Genomic DNA, 18,822 nt, shown 5'->3' on the forward strand with positions numbered 1-18,822 from the left:
TACAACACTGTTTACATTTTATCAATGTGACATATTCGCTGATATCTTTTGCGAAATACGTTCTGCAATATACGGAACGGATGCTTCGCGACAAGGTGCAAAACTAGGCCAGTCATTAAAATCGATTATTTTGAATGAACCGTCGGCCGCAATGATGCAATCCCCGCCATATATATCTACATTCAGTACCTCTCCGGCTTTACTGCAAGTCTTCTTCAATGCGTCTAAATCGAATGGAAATTCTTTTGCATTTCCGTTTACAGCTTCCAATCCGAATTTGGTAAGGCTTAGATCGAAAGGATAGAACCAATAAAAGAAATCAGTACCATATACTCCATAAAACTTCACTAAGTCTCCGACAAGATGTTCGTTTATCACAGCATTGGGTATATCACGCAATGCAAATTCCTGCAAAATAGATTTTGCTTCCTCTATATTACGGGCATAGGTGACATCCTCACGATGAATCGTATGTGAATCGCCTCTTTTTATCCAGAAAGCACCGGCGTTCATTTTCTCCAGTTCTTCGGTAGGGTCGTCGGTCACATCTACGATTATACTTTCAGGATGTGGTATACTGTTATCCATCAGCAAACGTGTCATAGTAGTGCGGGTACAGTTTTCGATGCCAGTTCCGGGATTTATGATTATCGCACCGTCTGCCTCACATTGTTTCAACCGTTTGATTGTACTTTTATCGCGAGCCATATTAAAAATATACCTTTCGTTCTCCTCGCTCAGTACAAACTCGGATTCTGTATATTCCCTCACCTCATACCCCATACTACGCAGATATTCGGCCGTAAGATTGAATATCATACCATCGTTACCAATATGGTTCGGAGAAAATTTAGTATTCCTTTTGACTCCTGCTACTCTAATTTTTGACATCTTTATTCTTTACAAATTGCTCTGCCTTCTTTATATCTTCTGCATGATCTACATCAACAATCTTAACAAAAGGAAATGCTTTCAGATTCAGGTTATCAGTTACAAGTTGCCGCTGGAAATTACGCATCCGCGACTGTCCTGCTTCGAGGCAGGATTCTAATGTATCTATTGCTTTTGGGGTGAGTCCGTAGATTCCACCCGATATATACTTACAATTATCCGAATTATCAAGAAATCCCTTTATATTCATTTTACTGTCAACTTCCACATACAATGGTTTTTCATCGTCGATATAGTCCGTTACAGCCATCATTCCGTCATTATCCTCATCTGAGGTAAAAGCCTGTATAAAATTGCCGAATTCCTCTTCTTTGAATATGGTATCGACTGTTGTCAGGCAGAATTTTCCATCCCGTAGAAAATTTCGCAGTTCAAAAAAACTATGCATCGAACTGGGAGTGGATTTCACTACGACATTAAGCGGAACATCAAGCTTCAATCCGGATATATAATCCTGAACCTGTACCATTTCCTCGTTAATAATAATACTTATCGAAGAAGCATCATTTTTGAGGAAAATATCAATCAAACGGCGAATCATTTCCTTTCCATTTAGCTTAACCAAAGGCTTCGGCAAAGTAACACCTTCTTGAACCAGTCTGGAGCCTTCTCCTGCTGCTATTATAGCATAATTCATAAATATTAATATTTTTTGACTAAAGTCAATCAAAAAGGTTTAATCTGAAGGTGAAAAAAATTATTCTTCAGCAGTCAAATCGAGTACTTCGTTATCGCCGCCTCTTTCAACGTACAGCTTTTTCAATGGGTTCGCATGAGCCTTATCAAATTCCATCCTGTTGCCGAATGTATCTATGGCCATATAAACGGCCTGACGGAAAGACTCTTCCGATGCTTCATTTTTTCCGGCTATGCCATAGGCTGTTCCGTGAGCCGGAGATGTACGTATAATAGGTAATCCGGCTGTAAAGTTAACGCCGTCTTCCATAGCCAGGGTCTTGAAAGGTGCTAAACCCTGATCGTGATACATTGCCAGTATACCGTCGAATTTGGCAAATTCACCTGCACCGAAAAATCCGTCGGCAGGGTAAGGACCAAAACAAAGTACCTTTCTATCTTGTAACTCCTTTATGGCAGGAGTGATAATATCATTCTCTTCTGTTCCCAGCAAGCCGTTTTCTCCTGCGTGAGGATTAAGAGATAGTACTGCGATACGTGGCCGTCCAATTCTGAAATCGCGTTTCAGGCTGGCTTCGAAACGCATAGCAGCATCCATTATTTTTTCTTTGGTCAATGATTTCGGAACATCGGCCAACGGAATATGCCCTGTTACAAGAGCAATGCGAAGCGAGTCCTTGATCAGAATCATCAGGCTTTTGTCTCCGTCTTTACCGAAGCGCTCTTCAAGATATTCGGTATGCCCGGGAAAATGGAAATCTTCGCGCTGAATATTATGTTTATTGATAGGGGCTGTCACCAGAACGTCAATCAACCCGTTTTTGAGGTCGGCAACTGCTTTTTCAAGGGATTTATATGCTGCTTCCCCTGCGATCGCGGTCGATTGCCCGATTTCAATTTTAGTATCTTCATTAATACAGTTGATGATATTCACTTTGTTTATCACCGCATCTTTCGCATTATTTATCTGGTTGAAAGAAACAGGTTGTAACTCCATTGCTTTGCGATGGAAGGAAGCTACTTTTGCCGAGCCGTAAATGACAGGAATACACATCTCTGCCATACGAATATCTGCAAATGTTTTCAGAATAACTTCGTATCCTATCCCGTTTATATCACCTTGTGTTATACCTAATTTTATCATAGTTTGATTTAGTTTTTAGATTCTATTACCTGCAACCATTGTCCGGCTAGGATTTCGACAAAATCGACAAAGGTCGGGGCTTTATCGTATTGATAAATTGTACATAACGGATGACCTTTGTGTGGTGTGATCCCGAATGGTGAATAGTCGTCATGTAAATAAACGAAAACTTCTTTTGTTTTATGATTATAGAAGGTCGTATTTCCATTCGCTTCGAGAGCAAAAGTCAGAAAGTCGGACGTATCCATAGGTTCTATGCCCTGCGACTTGCATTCATCCGCATAATTCTCCTCCCATCCTCCGATGCCGACAGTAGAATCTACCAGGGAAAATGTAAACTGATTGTTATCTATGAAGCTTTCCGCCTCCATTGTATTGTCTTCGAGCCAATATTCTACTATTCCTCCCATATTTTGGGATAACAAAATATGTTCGGGTATAATATTACGTCCCTGAGGTACACAATGTTCCAGTTTACAAAGCCAGCCGATGGTATTTCCGCCGTTGAGAGTCCATATATACTGCCTGAACCGCTGATTGCCGTTCAGTGTAAATTCTATTTTATATGCTTTGTCTAATAACCGGGTCATTTTTGGGAAAAGAGTAGCAAATTCTTTCGGAAAAGTTATCTTCCCATCATGAATCCCATTAAATATAACCTGATTATTCTTCATTCTTTTTTACTTTTCATTGTCGACAACATACCGCAAGCCGCAAATATATCTTCACCACGCGATGCGCGTATGGTCGAAGTAACACCTTTACTAGTCAGATAATCCCTGAATGTTTCCATCTTTTCCTTTGTCGATGTTTTCAGATCCACATTCGGTATCGCATGGAAACGTATAAGATTTACCCTGCATTCGATTCCCCTGAGCATCTGCGCCAGTTCTTTGGCATGCACGAGTGAATCGTTGAAATTATCAAACATTATATATTCAAAAGACAAGCGCCGTTGCTTTGTCCAGTCATATTCTCTTAATAAGTCCATCACCCCGGCTATAGGGAAAGCCTTCTCGGCCGGCATAATGGATAACCGCTGTTCTTTCTCCGGGCTATGGATGCTGATTGCCAGATGGGCATTACTTTCATCCAGAAAACGCTTCAACTTGGGTGTAACACCGGTTGTAGAAACGGTTATACGCTTGGGACTCCATGCCATGCCATAATCGGCGGTCATAATTTCGAGTGTCTTTTTCAATTGTTCATAGTTATCCAAAGGCTCACCCATTCCCATAAAGACAACATTCGTCAAATCTTCGGCTTCACGAACCGAATAGAGCTGATTCAATATTTCGTTAGCAGTAAGATTGCCGTTAAATCCCTGTTTCCCTGTCATGCAAAACAGGCAGTTCATCTTACAACCAACTTGTGAAGACACACAAAGTGTAGCCCTGTCGTCTTCGGGTATCATCACGGCCTCGATAAGTTTATCGTTCTCCGTTTTGAATAAATATTTAACAGTGCCATCTACAGATTGCTGAAATTCGAGGGGGATATATCTTCCCACATCGTATTTCTCTGACAACAAAGCCCTGTTTGCGACCGAGATGTTTGTCATCTGGTCTATCGATGTTACTCTTTTCTTGTATACCCAATCGGCGATTTGCTTTGCTGCAAATCTGGGTAGACCGCACTCACCTGCCACTCCATAGAATTCATCCATGGTCATACCCAGTAAGTGTTTTTTTTCTATCATAAGTTGACAAGTAAACAAGATACAAGATACGAGTCCTAAACTTGTCTACTCGTATCTTTGTATCTCGTATCTATATTATAATCTTTTCTTAATAGTCTCGCTATCTTTTTCAAAACCCGGTTTGTCAAGAAGGGCGAACATATTTTTCTTATATGCTTCCACGCCCGGTTGGTCGAATGGATTTACACCTAGTATATATCCGCTGATACCGCATGCTTTCTCGAAGAAGTATAGCAACTGTCCGATACTGTATGCATCCAGTTTAGGCATCTCCACCTTGATGTTCGGTACACCTCCGTCAACGTGAGCCAGTTGTGTGCCCAACTCAGCCATTTTGTTTACAAAGTCCACACGTTTACCTGCAAGGAAGTTCAGTCCGTCAAGATTTTCTTCATCGGTAGGTACTGTCAATGTTTCATTCGGTTGAGCTACTGATATAACAGTTTCGAAGATAGAACGTTCACCTTCCTGTATCCATTGTCCCATAGAGTGAAGGTCGGCAGTAAAGTCAACAGCAGCATTGAAGATGCCTTTGTTTTCTTTGCCTTCGCTCTCTCCGTAAAGTTGTTTCCACCATTCTGCAATGTAGTGCAACTTAGGGTTGAAGTTGGCCAGGATTTCTATTTTCTTACCTTTTTTGTATAATTCATTACGTGTAACGGCATATATTTCAGCAATATTCTTTTCGAAAGGCACAGCCGGGGCAGTTTCTTTTTCCATATATGCAGCACCTGCAACCAACTGGCGGATATCGATTCCGGCCAAAGCTATCGGAAGTAATCCTACCGGAGTCAATACTGAATAGCGTCCTCCTACATTATCAGGAATTACATATTTCTTATATCCCTCTTTTGTTGCCAGTGTAAACAGTGCACCACGCGCAGCATCTGTAATAGCTACAATACGGTGTTTCGCTTCGTCCTTACCTACTGTTTTTTCCAGTTCGGCTTTAAGGATACGGAAAGCCAAAGCAGGTTCTGTTGTTGTTCCCGATTTGGATATATTGATGATACCGAAAGATTTACCTTTCAGGTATGCAAGTAATTCCACCAGATAGTCTTCACCGATATTGTTCCCAGCATAAAGGATTACAGGAGTTTTACGGTCACGTTGCAACCAGTCGAAGGCATTCGACAGAGAATCGATAACAGCCCTTGAACCGAGGTAGCTGCCGCCGATGCCGACAAGTACAATTACTTCGCATTTGGCCTGTAATGCTTTTGCTGTATCTTCTATATCTTTCAATTGAGCATCTGTAATAGATGAGGGTAAGTTCAGCCAACCCAAAAAGTCGTTCCCTTTACCTGAACCATCATGCAATACCTCATTGCATTTCTTTGCCAAAGCAGCCTGATTGTTGATGTCAGCCTGATTAATAAAACCTAAAGTCTTGCTAATGTCTAATTTGATAACCTTATCCATTGTTCTTTATTTATTTTAATATTTGTTCTCTCAATACCTTAACTCCCTCCCGCGCTGATGCATTTTCATATAATACGCGATACACCAGATCTGCAATAGGGATATTCACATTATATTTTTCGTTCATTTCCCTGATACATTTTGTACCATAATATCCTTCGGCAATCATTTCCATCTCTATCTGAGCGGCTTTTACGGAATACCCCTTTCCTATCATGGACCCGAATGTACGGTTACGGCTGAAACTTGAATAACAAGTAACCAATAGATCTCCGAGATATGCCGAATCCTGAATCCGTCTTTCTATCGGAGATACAATGTCTACAAAACGTTCCATCTCGGATATTGCATTCGATACCAACACCGCCTGAAAATTATCTCCATATTTCAGTCCGTGGCAAATACCAGAAGCAATGGCATATACATTTTTCAGCACAGCCGCCAGTTCGATACCTGATACGTCGTTCGATACAGATGCCCGTACAAACCTGTTGTTGAATATTCCGGCTATGGTACGTGCTTTTTCAATATCAGGACAAGCAATCGTAGGATATGTGAGACGCTCTAAGGCTATTTCTTCAGCATGGCAAGGCCCGCCGACGATAGCCATATTTTCGACAGGGATATCGTAGAATTGCGTCAGATAATCGGTAACCAGCAGGTTCTCGGGTGGGATAATCCCTTTGATGGCCGAAATAATAAACTTGTCGCTTATTTTAATTTTCAGTTTATCCAGATGGCTTTTAAGAAAAGGAGACGGGACAGCTAAGATCAGCGTATCGGAATTCTCAACAACCTGAGTAATATCAGAATAGAATGAAATTCTGTCCAGATTAAATTCAACTGTCGATAAATAAGAAGGGTTATGCCCTGTCTTTTTGAAGTCCTGTATCTGTTCCGGACGGCGCATGTACCAATTGATATGCTTTTCGTGATTCAGCATAATCTTGGCTAATGCGGTCGCCCATGTTCCACCACCTAAAATTGCAATCTTACCGGGAAAACTCATATATTTAACCACCCCTTCCTAACCTCCCCCAAAAGGGGAGGAAAAGGAAGCAGGAATTTTATTTGTTTTTAATATTCATGACTCATGGCTTGTTTAAGCCCCTCCTTTTGGAGGGGTTGGGGAGGTGAACCATCCCTCAATCACCTCTACCGATGGTAGAGACAACTCCAGTTTATGCTTTTTGTTGATATCTCCTAAATCCTGTCTTATCTTCTGCGGATTTACATCTTTCATTGCTTCCACAGTAAGGTATCCGGCTTTTTGGAGGATAGGAACCAGTTCTTCCGAAACTCCCAGTTCTGTATATTTTGCCACAGGATCTTTTTTTGCTACTTTTTCGGGGCGCATCTGAGGGAAAAACATCACTTCCTGAATACTTTCCTGTCCGGTCATAAACATTACCAGACGGTCCATACCGATACCGATACCGCTTGTCGGCGGCATGCCGTATTCCAACGCACGCAAGAAATCCTGATCGATAAACATCGCTTCGTCGTCCCCTTTTTCCGATAATTTCAGCTGGTCTTCGAAACGGGCACGCTGGTCTATCGGGTCATTCAGCTCCGAATAAGCATTTGCAAGCTCCTTACCATTTACCATCAATTCGAAACGTTCTGTAAGCTCCGGATTATTACGGTGTTTTTTTGTCAGCGGCGACATTTCTACAGGATAGTCTATAATGAATGTAGGTTGTATATAGTTGCCTTCACATTTGTCTCCGAAGATGGCATCTATCAGTTTTCCTTTACCCATCGTTTCGTCCTGTTCCACACCAAGCTGCTTGCAAACATCGCGAAGCTGAACCTCATTCATTCCGCTAATGTCTACACCTGTAAAATGCTTAATGGAATCTATCATAGTCACACGCGGGTAAGGCGCTTTGTAATCAATCTCATTTTTACCCATTTTCACTTTGGTAGTTCCATGCACATTCATACAGATTTTCTCCAGCATACGCTCGGTGAAATCCATCATCCAGTTGTAATCCTTATATGCTGCATAAAACTCCATTACCGTAAATTCGGGGTTGTGTGTCCTGTCCATACCTTCGTTGCGGAAGTTACGGGAAAACTCATACACTCCGTCGAAACCTCCGACTATCAGACGTTTCAGGTAAAGCTCGTTTGCGATACGCAGATACAATGGAATATCCAGTGCATTATGATGAGTAATAAACGGACGGGCAGTTGCACCTCCCGGTATGCTTTGCAGTACCGGAGTATCCACTTCTATATAACCGTGTCCGTTCAGGAATTCACGCATCGAATTGAAAACTTTTGTACGCTTGATAAATGTATCTTTTACACCCTCGTTGACGATCAGATCGACATAACGCTGGCGATAACGTTGTTCCGGGTCGGTAAATCCGTCGTAGGTAACCCCGTCTTTCACCTTCACTACAGGAAGCGGACGAAGCGATTTTCCTAACACCGTCAATTCTTCGGCATGAACAGAGATTTCACCCATTTGTGTACGAAACACAAATCCTTTAACGCCGATAAAGTCTCCTATGTCCAGTAACTTCTTGAAAACTGTATTATAAAGTTCTTTATCTTCGGTCGGACATAAATCGTCACGTGATATATATACTTGTATGCGTCCTTCCGCATCCTGCAACTCCACAAATGAAGCTTTACCCATGATACGGCGACCCATGATACGGCCGGCAATGGTTACCGGACGACGTTCTGCTTCGTCTTTGAAGCTTTCTTTTATCTCTTTTGAATATGCATTTACATCATACAGCGCTGCCGGATAAGGTTCTATCCCTAACGCTCTCAACTCTTCTAAACTTTGTCTACGAAAGATTTCCTGTTCGCTTAATTCTAGTATATTCATTATCAATCTATCTTCAGATTTTTTAATTTCAAAAATAAAAATTGGTTCGTATGTGAATAACCACGCAAAGTTAAAAAATATAATCACAAATACACATTTTGTATCCGGTTTAATAGACACCACACCTGAAAGCAGTACTCTTTTTAACAAAAAAACAAAAATTGCTATAAACAAAATCGGAGACCTTTACACATGAAATAAGTAATATAAATTGTACCTTTGCACCCTCAAAGATGGGAGGGCTACACTCCTTAACCGCATTAGAACAGATTAAAAATGTTGAAAACCGCAAACATAGATGAATTAGAGAACAAAAAGATAAGTAAACTACTTTGGCAATACGCGCTCCCGGCTATCGTGGGAACAATGGTCAACGCGCTATACAATATCATCGACCGTATATATATCGGCCATGGTCCCAATCTGGGAGACCATGCTATCGGAGGATTGGGAATCGTTCTGCCTATTATGAACCTGACTGCAGCCGTAGGTATGTTGGTCGGAGCCGGCTCGGCAAGCCGTATATCTATCTGTCTGGGTAGGGGCGATAAGGAAACCGCCGAGAAAATAATAGGCAACTCTTTCCTGATGACCATCTTATTTACAGGGACACTTGTAACATTGTTATTTATGTTTCTTGACCCTATCCTGATGAGAATAGGTGCAACAGAAGAAACCTTCCCTTATGCAAAAGAATTCCTTTTGTATTATTTGCCGGGAAACATCTTCCTTACTATGTGCTTTAACTTCAACAGTATGATGCGTGCGTCAGGGTATCCGACCAGAGCAATGTACACTATGTTGATCGGGGTAATAGCAAATATCATCATTGCGCCGATATTTATATTTGTACTGAAATGGGGGATTAAAGGAGCTGCTATCGCAACTATCATTTCCATGTTCATAGGGTTATGCTTCGTTATGCATCACTTTATGAATCAGAATAGTATGCTCCGCTTACGCAAGAAAAATATCGGGCTGAATTCAAAAATAGTATGGGCGATCGCCAGCATTGGTTTATCCCCATTCTTTATACAGGTAGCGGCATCGGTTGTTGTGTTTATGCTCAATAACAAGCTGAAAGTATATGGAGGTAATGTGGCTATAGAAGCATATGCTATTGCCAATACCCTGGTAATGATCATTATCATGATATTGGTAGGACTTACGCAAGGCATGCAGCCGATAGTGGGATATAATTATGGAGCCAGAAGGATAAACAGAGTGAAAGAAACACTCAATTATACAATTAAAGTAGGGGTATGTATAGGTATTGTAGGATGCGCAATAGGACTGCTGTTACCTAATGTTATAGTACAGCCGTTCAATCCTTCTGCCCCGCTGGCGGCCGAAGCATCGAAAGCCTTACGCATTATAACAATAATGTTGCCTTTGGTCGGTTTCCAGATTGTGGTTACCAATTTCTTCCAGTGTATAGGGATGGCGGCGAAATCGATCTTTCTTAGTCTGACGCGCCAATTCCTTCTGCTTATCCCTGCTCTTATTATATTGCCGCATTTCTTCCAACTGAATGGTGTCTGGTTCTCATTGCCCGTTGCAGATAGTTTGTCAACATTGTTGACCGCGGCGATGTTTATATGGCAGATAAACAAATTTAAGAAAATGGAGACTTCAGAATTATTATGATAGATAATATAAACAGACAGAATATACTACAACATTTCTCCGTCACTGAAAATGACTTACTGAAAGTGATCTCCGAAGCCCTGAGTAAAGGAGGGGATTATGCCGATATATATTTCGAGCATACATTCAGCAATAGTATCTCGCTCCGGGACGGAGAAGTTAACCGTGCCGCTTCGAATATCGATTACGGTGCGGGAGTAAGGGTGGTGTCGGGAGATCAGACCGGATATGCCTATGTGGAGAACACAGATATTAAAGATTTGCTGAAAGCGGCCCGCACAGCGGCAAGTATCGCGTCAGTGCCTGTCAGGACAAATAACGCGGTTGAAATAAGAGAACGCCATTTTCATAACTACTATAAAATAGAAAAGCCCTGGCTCGATGTATCGGTAGCCGACAAAAAACTATTTGTACAGAAATTGAATGACAGGATATTCGAACTCGATACCCGTGTTATCAAAGCGTCAGTCAGCCTCAATGATGCTACATCATATATCCTTTTTTTCAACTCGGAAGGTATATTGACCTGGGATTACCGCCCGATGTCGATCTTGTCGGGCTCCTGTACGATGGAGCAGGACGGTAAAATAGAAAACGGCTATTGTTCACGTGCTTACCGGAAAGGATTTGAGTTCCTGAACGAAGAATTAATTGAAACGATTGCCAGGGAAGCAGTAGCACAGACCTCCCTCATGTTCGAAGCCATAAAGCCTAAAGGTGGTGAAATGCCTGTGGTTATGGGAGCGGGAAGTTCGGGCATCCTGCTGCACGAAGCTATCGGACATACTTTCGAAGCTGACTTTAACAGGAAAAATGTATCCATATTTTCCGATCAGTTCGGGAAACGGATTTGCATGCCCGGTATCAACATTGTGGATGACGGCACGATAGAACATGCCCGTGGCGCAATCAATTTTGACGATGAAGGCGTAGAAAGCCAAAAGACATATATAGTAAAGGACGGCATTCTCGAAAGTTACCTGCACGACCGTATCAGCGCAAAGCATTATGGTGTGGAGCCAACAGGAAACGGACGGCGTCAATCGTTCCGGTATGCGCCATTACCACGTATGCGGGTAACTTATATGGAAGAAGGGAATACGCCGGAAGCCGATATTATAGCATCCGTAAAACAAGGTGTGTATGTGGATAATTTCACAAACGGACAGGTACAGATCGGCGCCGGAGACTTTACTTTCTTTGTAAAGACAGGCTACCTGATAGAAAACGGAAAACTAACCCAACCAATAAAAGATATAAACATCATAGGTAATGGCCCGAAGGCTTTGGCCGACATCACCATGACAGGCAACAACCTGAAAATAGACGAAGGAGCATGGACCTGCGGCAAAGACGGGCAGGGTGTTCCGGTCGGACAGGGTTTACCATCGGTATTGGTGAGTAAGCTGACTGTGGGAGGGGAATGATTGTTATTTTAAGATTTCAAAATTCAGGAGAATAATCTTGAAGTTTTGAAATCTTGAAATCCCTATAATATTCCCTTATCCGTATCGGCATTATCCAGACTTTTCTTCCCTGCCTCATGCTTACGCCCGAAAGACATATTCCATGAAAAGCGCAGGTAAAGCATATGCCCGTTCTCTTTTATGTACGACCACGATTTTGTCGGCTTTACAGATGAAATATTTCGACTGCCGGCACTCCAGTAATCTTTGAACGGATATGACATCCCCAGCGATAATTTAGCCTCTTTGTGTTTATATCCGGCTTCTATATAGTTCCAGTCTTCCCCGTAGTAAATAGATTCTCCCCATAATTCCTTATAGCGGGAATTCAATCCTATAACAAAGCTGAGATTTTTATACAGTACATTTGAACGGAATCCTCCATAAATAGAATTATAAGTATGGTTTATCCCGGTGTTTGCATTGAAGATATCCCGTTGCAGGCCAAACCAGCCGGTCAGAGTCCAGATGTCCTTTATTATTTTAGCGGTAATATCTCCCGACCAGTAGAAGTAATGCTGCCCTTTATGATTGTCTGAATACGACACGATCTTATCCCCCTCTATGCTGTATGTATTGACAATAACTTTATCGAAATACATATATCCGAGTGTAGTGCTGATGTCAAAGATTCCTTTGTTTACATTGAATATCAACTTGTTGTTATATGTATTGGTAAGTTTCAAATCCGGATTGCCCCTGCTGAGCTGATAAGCATCCACCTGTTGCTCCACACTGCTAAGCTGGCCTAACGACGGGGTTCTGTTGCTCACTACAAATGAATACTTTACCGACAGATTGTCATTGAACGGATAATTTAACTGCACGGAAGGGCGGATTGTATAAAATGCCGCATCATTCTCTCCCTCCTTAAACCAGATGCGCGAGCCGCCGAGCCCTAAAGTATAACCCAATTTTTTTGCTATCTTACCTTGTATCTGTACAAAAGCATACGAATCGGAGTTTTTCATTTCCGTTTTTGTATCCGTATTCCCTCTGTATGTATTATCAGCGAACCCCTGCGTATGTTTCGCCCCGGCGCTAAAGATCAGGTTTTCGAACTGTTTTTCATAAACAGCTTCACCGATAACAGAATATTTATTACCGTCTACCTTGTTGTAAATCTCTGTCTGCGGTACGGATTCCTCCGATTCCAAATAATTGCTTTCACTGTCCGAATTGATATATGTACCCACTATATTAACAGCCAGCGATTGCTTACCTTTCAATTCCTGCTTATAGTATATATCCAGAACCGGAGTGTACTCGAAGCCATTTCGCCTCGCGCTGGAATAAGTAGGGGTAACCCTGTCGGAGTAGAAATTGTTGAAGTCTGTTGTATTATCGTAATTATAAAGCTGATTCTTAAAGGCCACATTAAACACATATTTATCTACGGATGTCAGGTTATATGTCAGGTTGAAGCGATGATACTGGTATTCCATCGGAGCTTCGATTCCCCTTTGTTCCCGGGAAACCGGATTTGTCGGGAAATTCAGTAATTCGCTTTGCTCTGTCCATCGTTTGTCGTAAGACCTGTAATTTATATAATAATTAAGCCCGAACTCCGATGCTTTATTATTCATCTTGAACGTAATATTATCGTCACCGAATCCTACATAAGGAGAATTGCGCCCGTCTACGGATACATATCCGCCATAATTCTTCTGCCTGTCCACAATCAGGTTTACGACCGCGCCTACATTTTCGTTACCGAAACGCACACCGGGGTCTTCAAAATATTCCACACGCAGAATGTCTTTCGAGCGGAGAGCAGCAACTTCCTGTACGGTAGCACGTACACCGTTGATCCGTAACTGTACTTCTTCATTACCTACTTTTATTGTCTGATTTACAGGGTCGATATTCAAGCGGGCAAGTGACATATTACTTAGCAGGTCGAAGGCATTGACAGAACTTTTTATCTGCATCGAATCGGGAAGGATTATCTGCCTGTCCACTTTATTTATTATTCTGTTAGCTGTCACTGTCACTTCGCCCAGTGCTTTCGATTCTTCAATCAGTTCGATATCACCTAAATCGAGGTGAGACGACAGGTTGCTTATCTTTATAAATGCAGTTCTGTACCCCAGGAAGGATGCTTTCAGAAGATAATCCTGTTTCTGGAATTGTCCGGCCATTGCAAATAATCCCAATGTATCCGTCTGGCAGCCGGTAATATATGTGGAGTCGGTCTTTAGCAATACCATCGTTACGAACTCGACAGGCTTCTTTGTATTTACGTTTATTATACGTCCTTTCACATCAATTGCCTGCAAAGAAATACTAAAGAGGGAAATAAATAATAAAATGATCGCGCTTCTCATCATTAAGCTTAATTTATGTAACATCCATTTTACTATTATGACGGAAGAAAAAACGGGGTGTTACAATTAATTTTAAAAAGCAGGACTGATTTACATATAAACTTTCGAATAATTTATCTATGTAATAAGAGCTAAGAGCTTTTAGCTGATAGTTCTTTGAAGTATTGGATTTAGGATTTAAAAATTTAATGTTTAAGGATTCAATAATTGAAATGCGTAAAAGCTGTAACCTTTGTTACTTTTTTTGGAATAGTTACAAGTAGACAAGACACGAGATACCAGTTGTTAACTATTCACTGAAAAAAGTGTTACCTTTGTTACTTTTTTGAAAATAGTTACAAGTAAACGGGATACGAGATACAAGTTGTTTACTGATGACTGTTAACTGCTAACTGATTTTATTGTTACCTTTGTTACCTTTTCAAAATAGTAAGTATTGAGTAATAAGTATAAAGGAGTTCTAATTGTTAACTGCTAACTGTTTACTGTTAACTGAAAAAAGTGTTACTTTTTACAAAAGGAAATAAATTGCAATCATATGACAGATGCTTCCACCCAGTACAAAAAAGTGGAAAACAGTATGCATATACTTCTTCTTTGTCCAGGAATAGAACAGAGCTCCCACGATGTAGGAAACCCCTCCTGCTATAAGCAGATAAAGGGATTCAATGCGTCCGTCGGCAGATAAGGCATCCGCCAGAGGTTTGAAGGCTACGAGTATGGCGCAACCCATTAGAACAAAGCAGATCGTTTCGAGATTACTATGATCTTTTAGTTTGGCGAAGCTAAGTATCAGGCCTGCTATGGCAGCCAGCCAGATGAAAATGAAAAGCGACCAGCCCCATGCACCTTCGTTACGCAGTACCAGTAGTGTAAATGGAACATATGTACCTGCTATATGCAGGTAGATGGCAGCATGGTCGCATTTACGGAGTATATTTTTCCTCCGGTCGTGCTTACAGCCATGATACCATGTAGATGTGATATATGATGCCATCATACCGAAAAGGTAAGTGATAACACAGCCGATAGCCCATCCGCTACCGTTTTCGATAGCAGTAGCAAGGAGGATATATCCACCGGCGATACCGAGCAGAATACCTATTGCATGGGACATGCTGTTAGCAATTTCTTCCTCTTTTGTATAGAATTTACTTTTACCCACTTTGTCTTGGATTAAGGAATACAAAAGTACGGATTAAGTTTTTAAGAATGGCGAAAAAGAGAAATACATCTGCTTGCGGCCTGTTTTAATAATATTATACTAAAAACGGATAAGTCCTTATAAAAATGAAAAAGAGCAAACAAAAGCCTGTTATATCTGTTCTATGAGTGATGCAAAATATTTATATATGTATTTTAAGTGCGTGGAATATTGTATCTTTGCAAACTGAAAGAGCTAACAGCCCGATAGCAGGGTTGTCGGCTAAATAATTAATTACTCATGCAAGAAACTCAAGATAAAATTTTAGAAGATGTTACCTCCGGTGATTATAAGTACGGATTTGTAACAGACATAGAAACAGAGGTTATTCCGGTAGGACTCAACGAAGATGTTGTACGCCTGATTTCGGCAAAGAAGAATGAGCCCGAATGGCTGCTCGAATTTAGGCTTAAAGCATACCGTCACTGGCTGACAATGGACATGCCTGATTGGGCACACCTGAATATTCCTCCGATAGATTACCAGAGCATCAGCTACTTTGCCGCACCGAAGAAGAAAGACGGTCCGAAGAGCCTCGATGAGGTAGATCCCGAACTGTTGAAAACATTTGATAAACTGGGCGTGCCTCTTCACGAGCGTGAAATACTGGCAGGTGTAACAGGTATGGCTGTAGACGCGGTAGTGGATAGTGTTTCGGTGAAAACGACATTTAAAGAAGTGCTGGCCGAAAAGGGGATTATATTCTGCTCGTTCAGTGAAGCAGTACAGGAGCATCCCGAACTGGTGAAAAAATACCTCGGATCGGTAGTGCCATATCGTGATAATTTCTTTGCGACGCTCAATTCGGCTGTATTCAGCGACGGGTCGTTCGTATATATTCCTAAAGGTGTTCGTTGCCCGATGGAGTTGTCGACATATTTCCGTATCAATGCTGCTAATACAGGGCAGTTTGAACGCACACTGATCGTTGCTGACGATAATTCGTATGTGAGTTACCTCGAGGGCTGTACGGCACCTATGCGTGACGAAAATCAGTTGCATGCGGCTATTGTAGAGATTATAGCCCTCGACCATGCCGAAGTGAAATACTCGACTGTGCAGAACTGGTATCCGGGCGATAAGGAAGGTAAAGGCGGTATTTACAACTTCGTGACTAAACGGGGTGTCTGTAAAGGCCGTGGTTCTAAGATATCGTGGACGCAAGTGGAAACCGGTTCAGCCGTAACGTGGAAATATCCTTCATGTATCCTTGCCGGGGATGATTCTATCGGCGAGTTCTATTCGGTAGCCGTAACGAACAATTTTCAGCAGGCCGATACAGGAACGAAAATGATTCATATAGGTAAGAATACCCGCAGCCGTATCGTATCGAAAGGTATTTCGGCCGGACAAAGCCAAAACTCGTATCGTGGACTGGTAAAGGTATCTCCGAAAGCGGAGGGTGCACGTAATCACTCACAATGTGACAGCTTATTGCTGGGAGATAAATGCGGTGCGCATACTTTCCCATACTCGGATATTGCCAATCCCAGTGCAATCATCGAGCATGAGGCTACAACGTCGAAGATCAGTGAAGACCAGATATTATACTGTAATCAGCGTGGTATAGGCACGGAAGAAGCCGTCGGCCTGATTGTAAACGGATATGCAAAAGAAGTGATGCAAAATCTGCCTATGGAGTTTGCGGTAGAAGCCCAGAAGCTATTACAGATAAGTCTGGAAGGTAGTGTGGGATAAATGGATATTATTCTTCAGTATTTAAATATAAAAGACAGTTGATAAGGCTGTCTTTTTTTGTGGAGAATATTCTATGAAATGTATTTTCAGAGATAACTTTATCTATACATACGGAATACTGCTATTTTATCAAGAGGCAGTAAATAATATTTTACAGATTCTTGTTGTTAATTAATAACAAGTTTATTTCTTAAATTTGTACATTATTATATGATAAATTCAATATGAAATTTATAGCTATTATTCCCGCGCGCTACGCTTCTACCCGCTTCCCGGGAAAACCTCTTGCCGATATGGGCGGGAAACCGATGATACAACGTGTCTATGAGCAAGTAAAGAAGGCTGTTGACGATGTATGGGTGGCAACGGACGATACCCGTATTTTCGAAACGGTGGAATCTTTTGGAGGTAAGGCCGTAATGACATCCCCGGACCACAAAAGCGGTACGGATCGTATACAGGAAGCCTATACTAAGATCGGAGGAGGATTCGATGTGGTAATTAATGTACAAGGTGATGAACCGTTTATTCAGCCCGGACAGATTGAAGCGCTTAAAAACTGCTTCGATAGTAAAGAGGTTGAACTGGCAACTTTGGTAAAACCATTTAAAAAGGAAGATGGTTTTGATGTGCTGTTTAATCCTAATTCGCCTAAAGTAGTTATAAATAAAATGAATGAAGCAATTTATTTCAGCCGCTCCATCGTTCCTTATATCCGGGATGTACATCATACCGAATGGCTCGATAAACATACTTTTTATAAGCACATTGGTATGTATGCTTACCGTTCCGATATTCTGAATGAAATAACCAAATTGCCTCAATCTTCATTAGAGAAGGCGGAATCGTTGGAACAGCTCCGCTGGATAGAAAACGGATACCGCATTCGAGTAGGATATACAGATGTGGAGACCATTGGCATAGATACGCCGGAAGATATGGAGAAAGCGCTGGTATTTCTTCATAACAGAGAATAAGCTATCTTTCAATTTGTAAGAGTCTGCTTAAATTTTACAAAAATATTTTCTTACACATCTATAAGACATTGGATTAAAATACTATTGAATACTTAAACACTTGTTTAGTTCGATAATCTTTTTTATTTTTGTAACTAAACAATCGTTTAGAACACATGTTTAACAATGAAGATTCTTCGGAAGTCAGGAAACGGATTCTGAAAGAGGCGCAGGTGCTTTTTATCAAAAATGGTTTTAAGGGAACCAGTGTCAGGGATATAGCAAAAGCCTCAGGGACGAATGTGGCTATGGTAAATTATTATTTTCAATCGAAATATAATTTATTTGAGATCATATTTGAAGATGCCCTCGATGTATTCACTAAAAGAATATTTGAGACAATAACATCCGACCTGCCATTTTTTGAACTTATCGAAACATGGATACATACTTATTATGAAATCCTTTTCGAATATCCGCAAATCGCGGCGTTTATACTGAATGAAGTAAGCCTTAATCCTGCCGGTCTGACTAACAGGATAAAAGCCCGTAATCCATATATATCTTTCAGTAAGGTTGAGGAACGCATAGAGGAAGAGATCAAAAAAGGTACGATAAGAGAGACTCCTGCCGCCGATTTTTTACTGAATATATTATCGCTGTGTATGTTCCCTTTTATGTTTGGAAATCTGGCTATGACATTGATGGAAATTCCCCGGAATATATATGATGAGCTGATTGCCAATCATGAGAAATATGTAATAGAATTTACGATAAACGCATTGAAACCGTGCGATAAAGAGTTCAAGAAAAACTAAACTACA

At 41.2% G+C, this 18,822-nt stretch carries 15 protein-coding genes; 5 read left to right on the forward strand and 10 right to left on the reverse strand.

Translation table 11 applies throughout. The features are described 5' to 3' along the window. Positions 1–21: 21 nt before the first annotated feature. The 8 genes from B3317_RS05520 to lysS all read right to left on the reverse strand — a co-directional run bounded on the left by B3317_RS05520 (position 22) and on the right by lysS (position 8,700). Complete coding sequence (locus B3317_RS05520) at positions 22–891, reverse strand: hypothetical protein (RefSeq protein WP_291109431.1); 870 nt, start codon at positions 889–891, stop codon at positions 22–24. Continuing rightward, complete coding sequence (locus B3317_RS05525) at positions 878–1,588, reverse strand: sugar phosphate nucleotidyltransferase (protein WP_291109433.1); 711 nt, start codon at positions 1,586–1,588, stop codon at positions 878–880. Before B3317_RS05525 ends, B3317_RS05520 begins: the two co-directional genes overlap by 14 nt. Before the next feature lie 60 nt (positions 1,589–1,648). After that, positions 1,649–2,731, reverse strand: coding sequence for a 4-hydroxythreonine-4-phosphate dehydrogenase PdxA (pdxA, locus tag B3317_RS05530; protein WP_291109434.1), 1,083 nt, complete (start codon positions 2,729–2,731; stop codon positions 1,649–1,651). Between the two features lie 8 nt (positions 2,732–2,739). Continuing rightward, positions 2,740–3,405: a hypothetical protein gene (locus B3317_RS05535; RefSeq protein WP_291109436.1), complete on the reverse strand. Its 666-nt coding sequence runs from the start codon at positions 3,403–3,405 to the stop codon at positions 2,740–2,742. Further along, a complete protein-coding gene (gene rlmN / locus B3317_RS05540) occupies positions 3,402–4,430 on the reverse strand; it encodes a 23S rRNA (adenine(2503)-C(2))-methyltransferase RlmN (RefSeq protein ID WP_291109438.1) in 1,029 nt (342 codons plus the stop codon). The genes B3317_RS05535 and rlmN overlap by 4 nt, the downstream gene beginning before the upstream one ends. A 75-nt stretch (positions 4,431–4,505) precedes the next feature. Continuing rightward, a complete protein-coding gene (locus B3317_RS05545; RefSeq protein WP_291109439.1) occupies positions 4,506–5,852 on the reverse strand; it encodes a glucose-6-phosphate isomerase in 1,347 nt (448 codons plus the stop codon). 10 nt (positions 5,853–5,862) lie between these two features. Then, the gene (locus tag B3317_RS05550; protein ID WP_291109441.1) at positions 5,863–6,861 is read right to left on the reverse strand and encodes an NAD(P)H-dependent glycerol-3-phosphate dehydrogenase; all 999 of its coding nucleotides are present in this window, start codon (positions 6,859–6,861) and stop codon (positions 5,863–5,865) included. Positions 6,862–6,954: 93 nt separating this feature from the next. Next, positions 6,955–8,700 (reverse strand): lysine--tRNA ligase, encoded by a 1,746-nt coding sequence (gene lysS / locus B3317_RS05555; protein ID WP_291109443.1) that lies wholly within the window; start codon positions 8,698–8,700, stop codon positions 6,955–6,957. Between the two features lie 276 nt (positions 8,701–8,976). Here lysS and B3317_RS05560 point away from each other — a divergent pair, with 276 nt between their 5' ends. Together B3317_RS05560 and B3317_RS05565 are read left to right on the forward strand one after the other, a co-directional pair. Then, positions 8,977–10,347: an MATE family efflux transporter gene (locus tag B3317_RS05560; RefSeq protein ID WP_291109445.1), complete on the forward strand. Its 1,371-nt coding sequence runs from the start codon at positions 8,977–8,979 to the stop codon at positions 10,345–10,347. Continuing rightward, positions 10,344–11,774: a TldD/PmbA family protein gene (locus B3317_RS05565; protein WP_291109447.1), complete on the forward strand. Its 1,431-nt coding sequence runs from the start codon at positions 10,344–10,346 to the stop codon at positions 11,772–11,774. Before B3317_RS05560 ends, B3317_RS05565 begins: the two co-directional genes overlap by 4 nt. A 62-nt stretch (positions 11,775–11,836) precedes the next feature. Here the strand turns inward: B3317_RS05565 and B3317_RS05570 are convergent, their stop codons facing one another. Beyond that, positions 11,837–14,143: a TonB-dependent receptor gene (locus B3317_RS05570; protein WP_291109449.1), complete on the reverse strand. Its 2,307-nt coding sequence runs from the start codon at positions 14,141–14,143 to the stop codon at positions 11,837–11,839. A 508-nt stretch (positions 14,144–14,651) separates the two neighbouring features. Continuing rightward, a complete protein-coding gene (gene trhA / locus B3317_RS05575; protein ID WP_291109451.1) occupies positions 14,652–15,305 on the reverse strand; it encodes a PAQR family membrane homeostasis protein TrhA in 654 nt (217 codons plus the stop codon). A gap of 279 nt (positions 15,306–15,584) precedes the next feature. Between trhA and sufB the strand changes: the two genes are divergently transcribed. The 3 genes from sufB (at position 15,585) to B3317_RS05590 (ending at position 18,816) form a co-directional block, all read left to right on the forward strand. Further along, positions 15,585–17,042 (forward strand): Fe-S cluster assembly protein SufB, encoded by a 1,458-nt coding sequence (sufB, locus tag B3317_RS05580; RefSeq protein ID WP_291109452.1) that lies wholly within the window; start codon positions 15,585–15,587, stop codon positions 17,040–17,042. 224 nt (positions 17,043–17,266) lie between these two features. Then, the gene (gene kdsB / locus B3317_RS05585; protein ID WP_291109454.1) at positions 17,267–18,019 is read left to right on the forward strand and encodes a 3-deoxy-manno-octulosonate cytidylyltransferase; all 753 of its coding nucleotides are present in this window, start codon (positions 17,267–17,269) and stop codon (positions 18,017–18,019) included. Positions 18,020–18,174: 155 nt separating this feature from the next. Beyond that, the gene (locus tag B3317_RS05590; protein WP_006801401.1) at positions 18,175–18,816 is read left to right on the forward strand and encodes a TetR/AcrR family transcriptional regulator; all 642 of its coding nucleotides are present in this window, start codon (positions 18,175–18,177) and stop codon (positions 18,814–18,816) included. Positions 18,817–18,822 lie beyond the last annotated feature (6 nt).

Source organism: Dysgonomonas sp. UBA7710, assembly GCF_002482385.1.
Classification (GTDB): domain Bacteria; phylum Bacteroidota; class Bacteroidia; order Bacteroidales; family Dysgonomonadaceae; genus Dysgonomonas.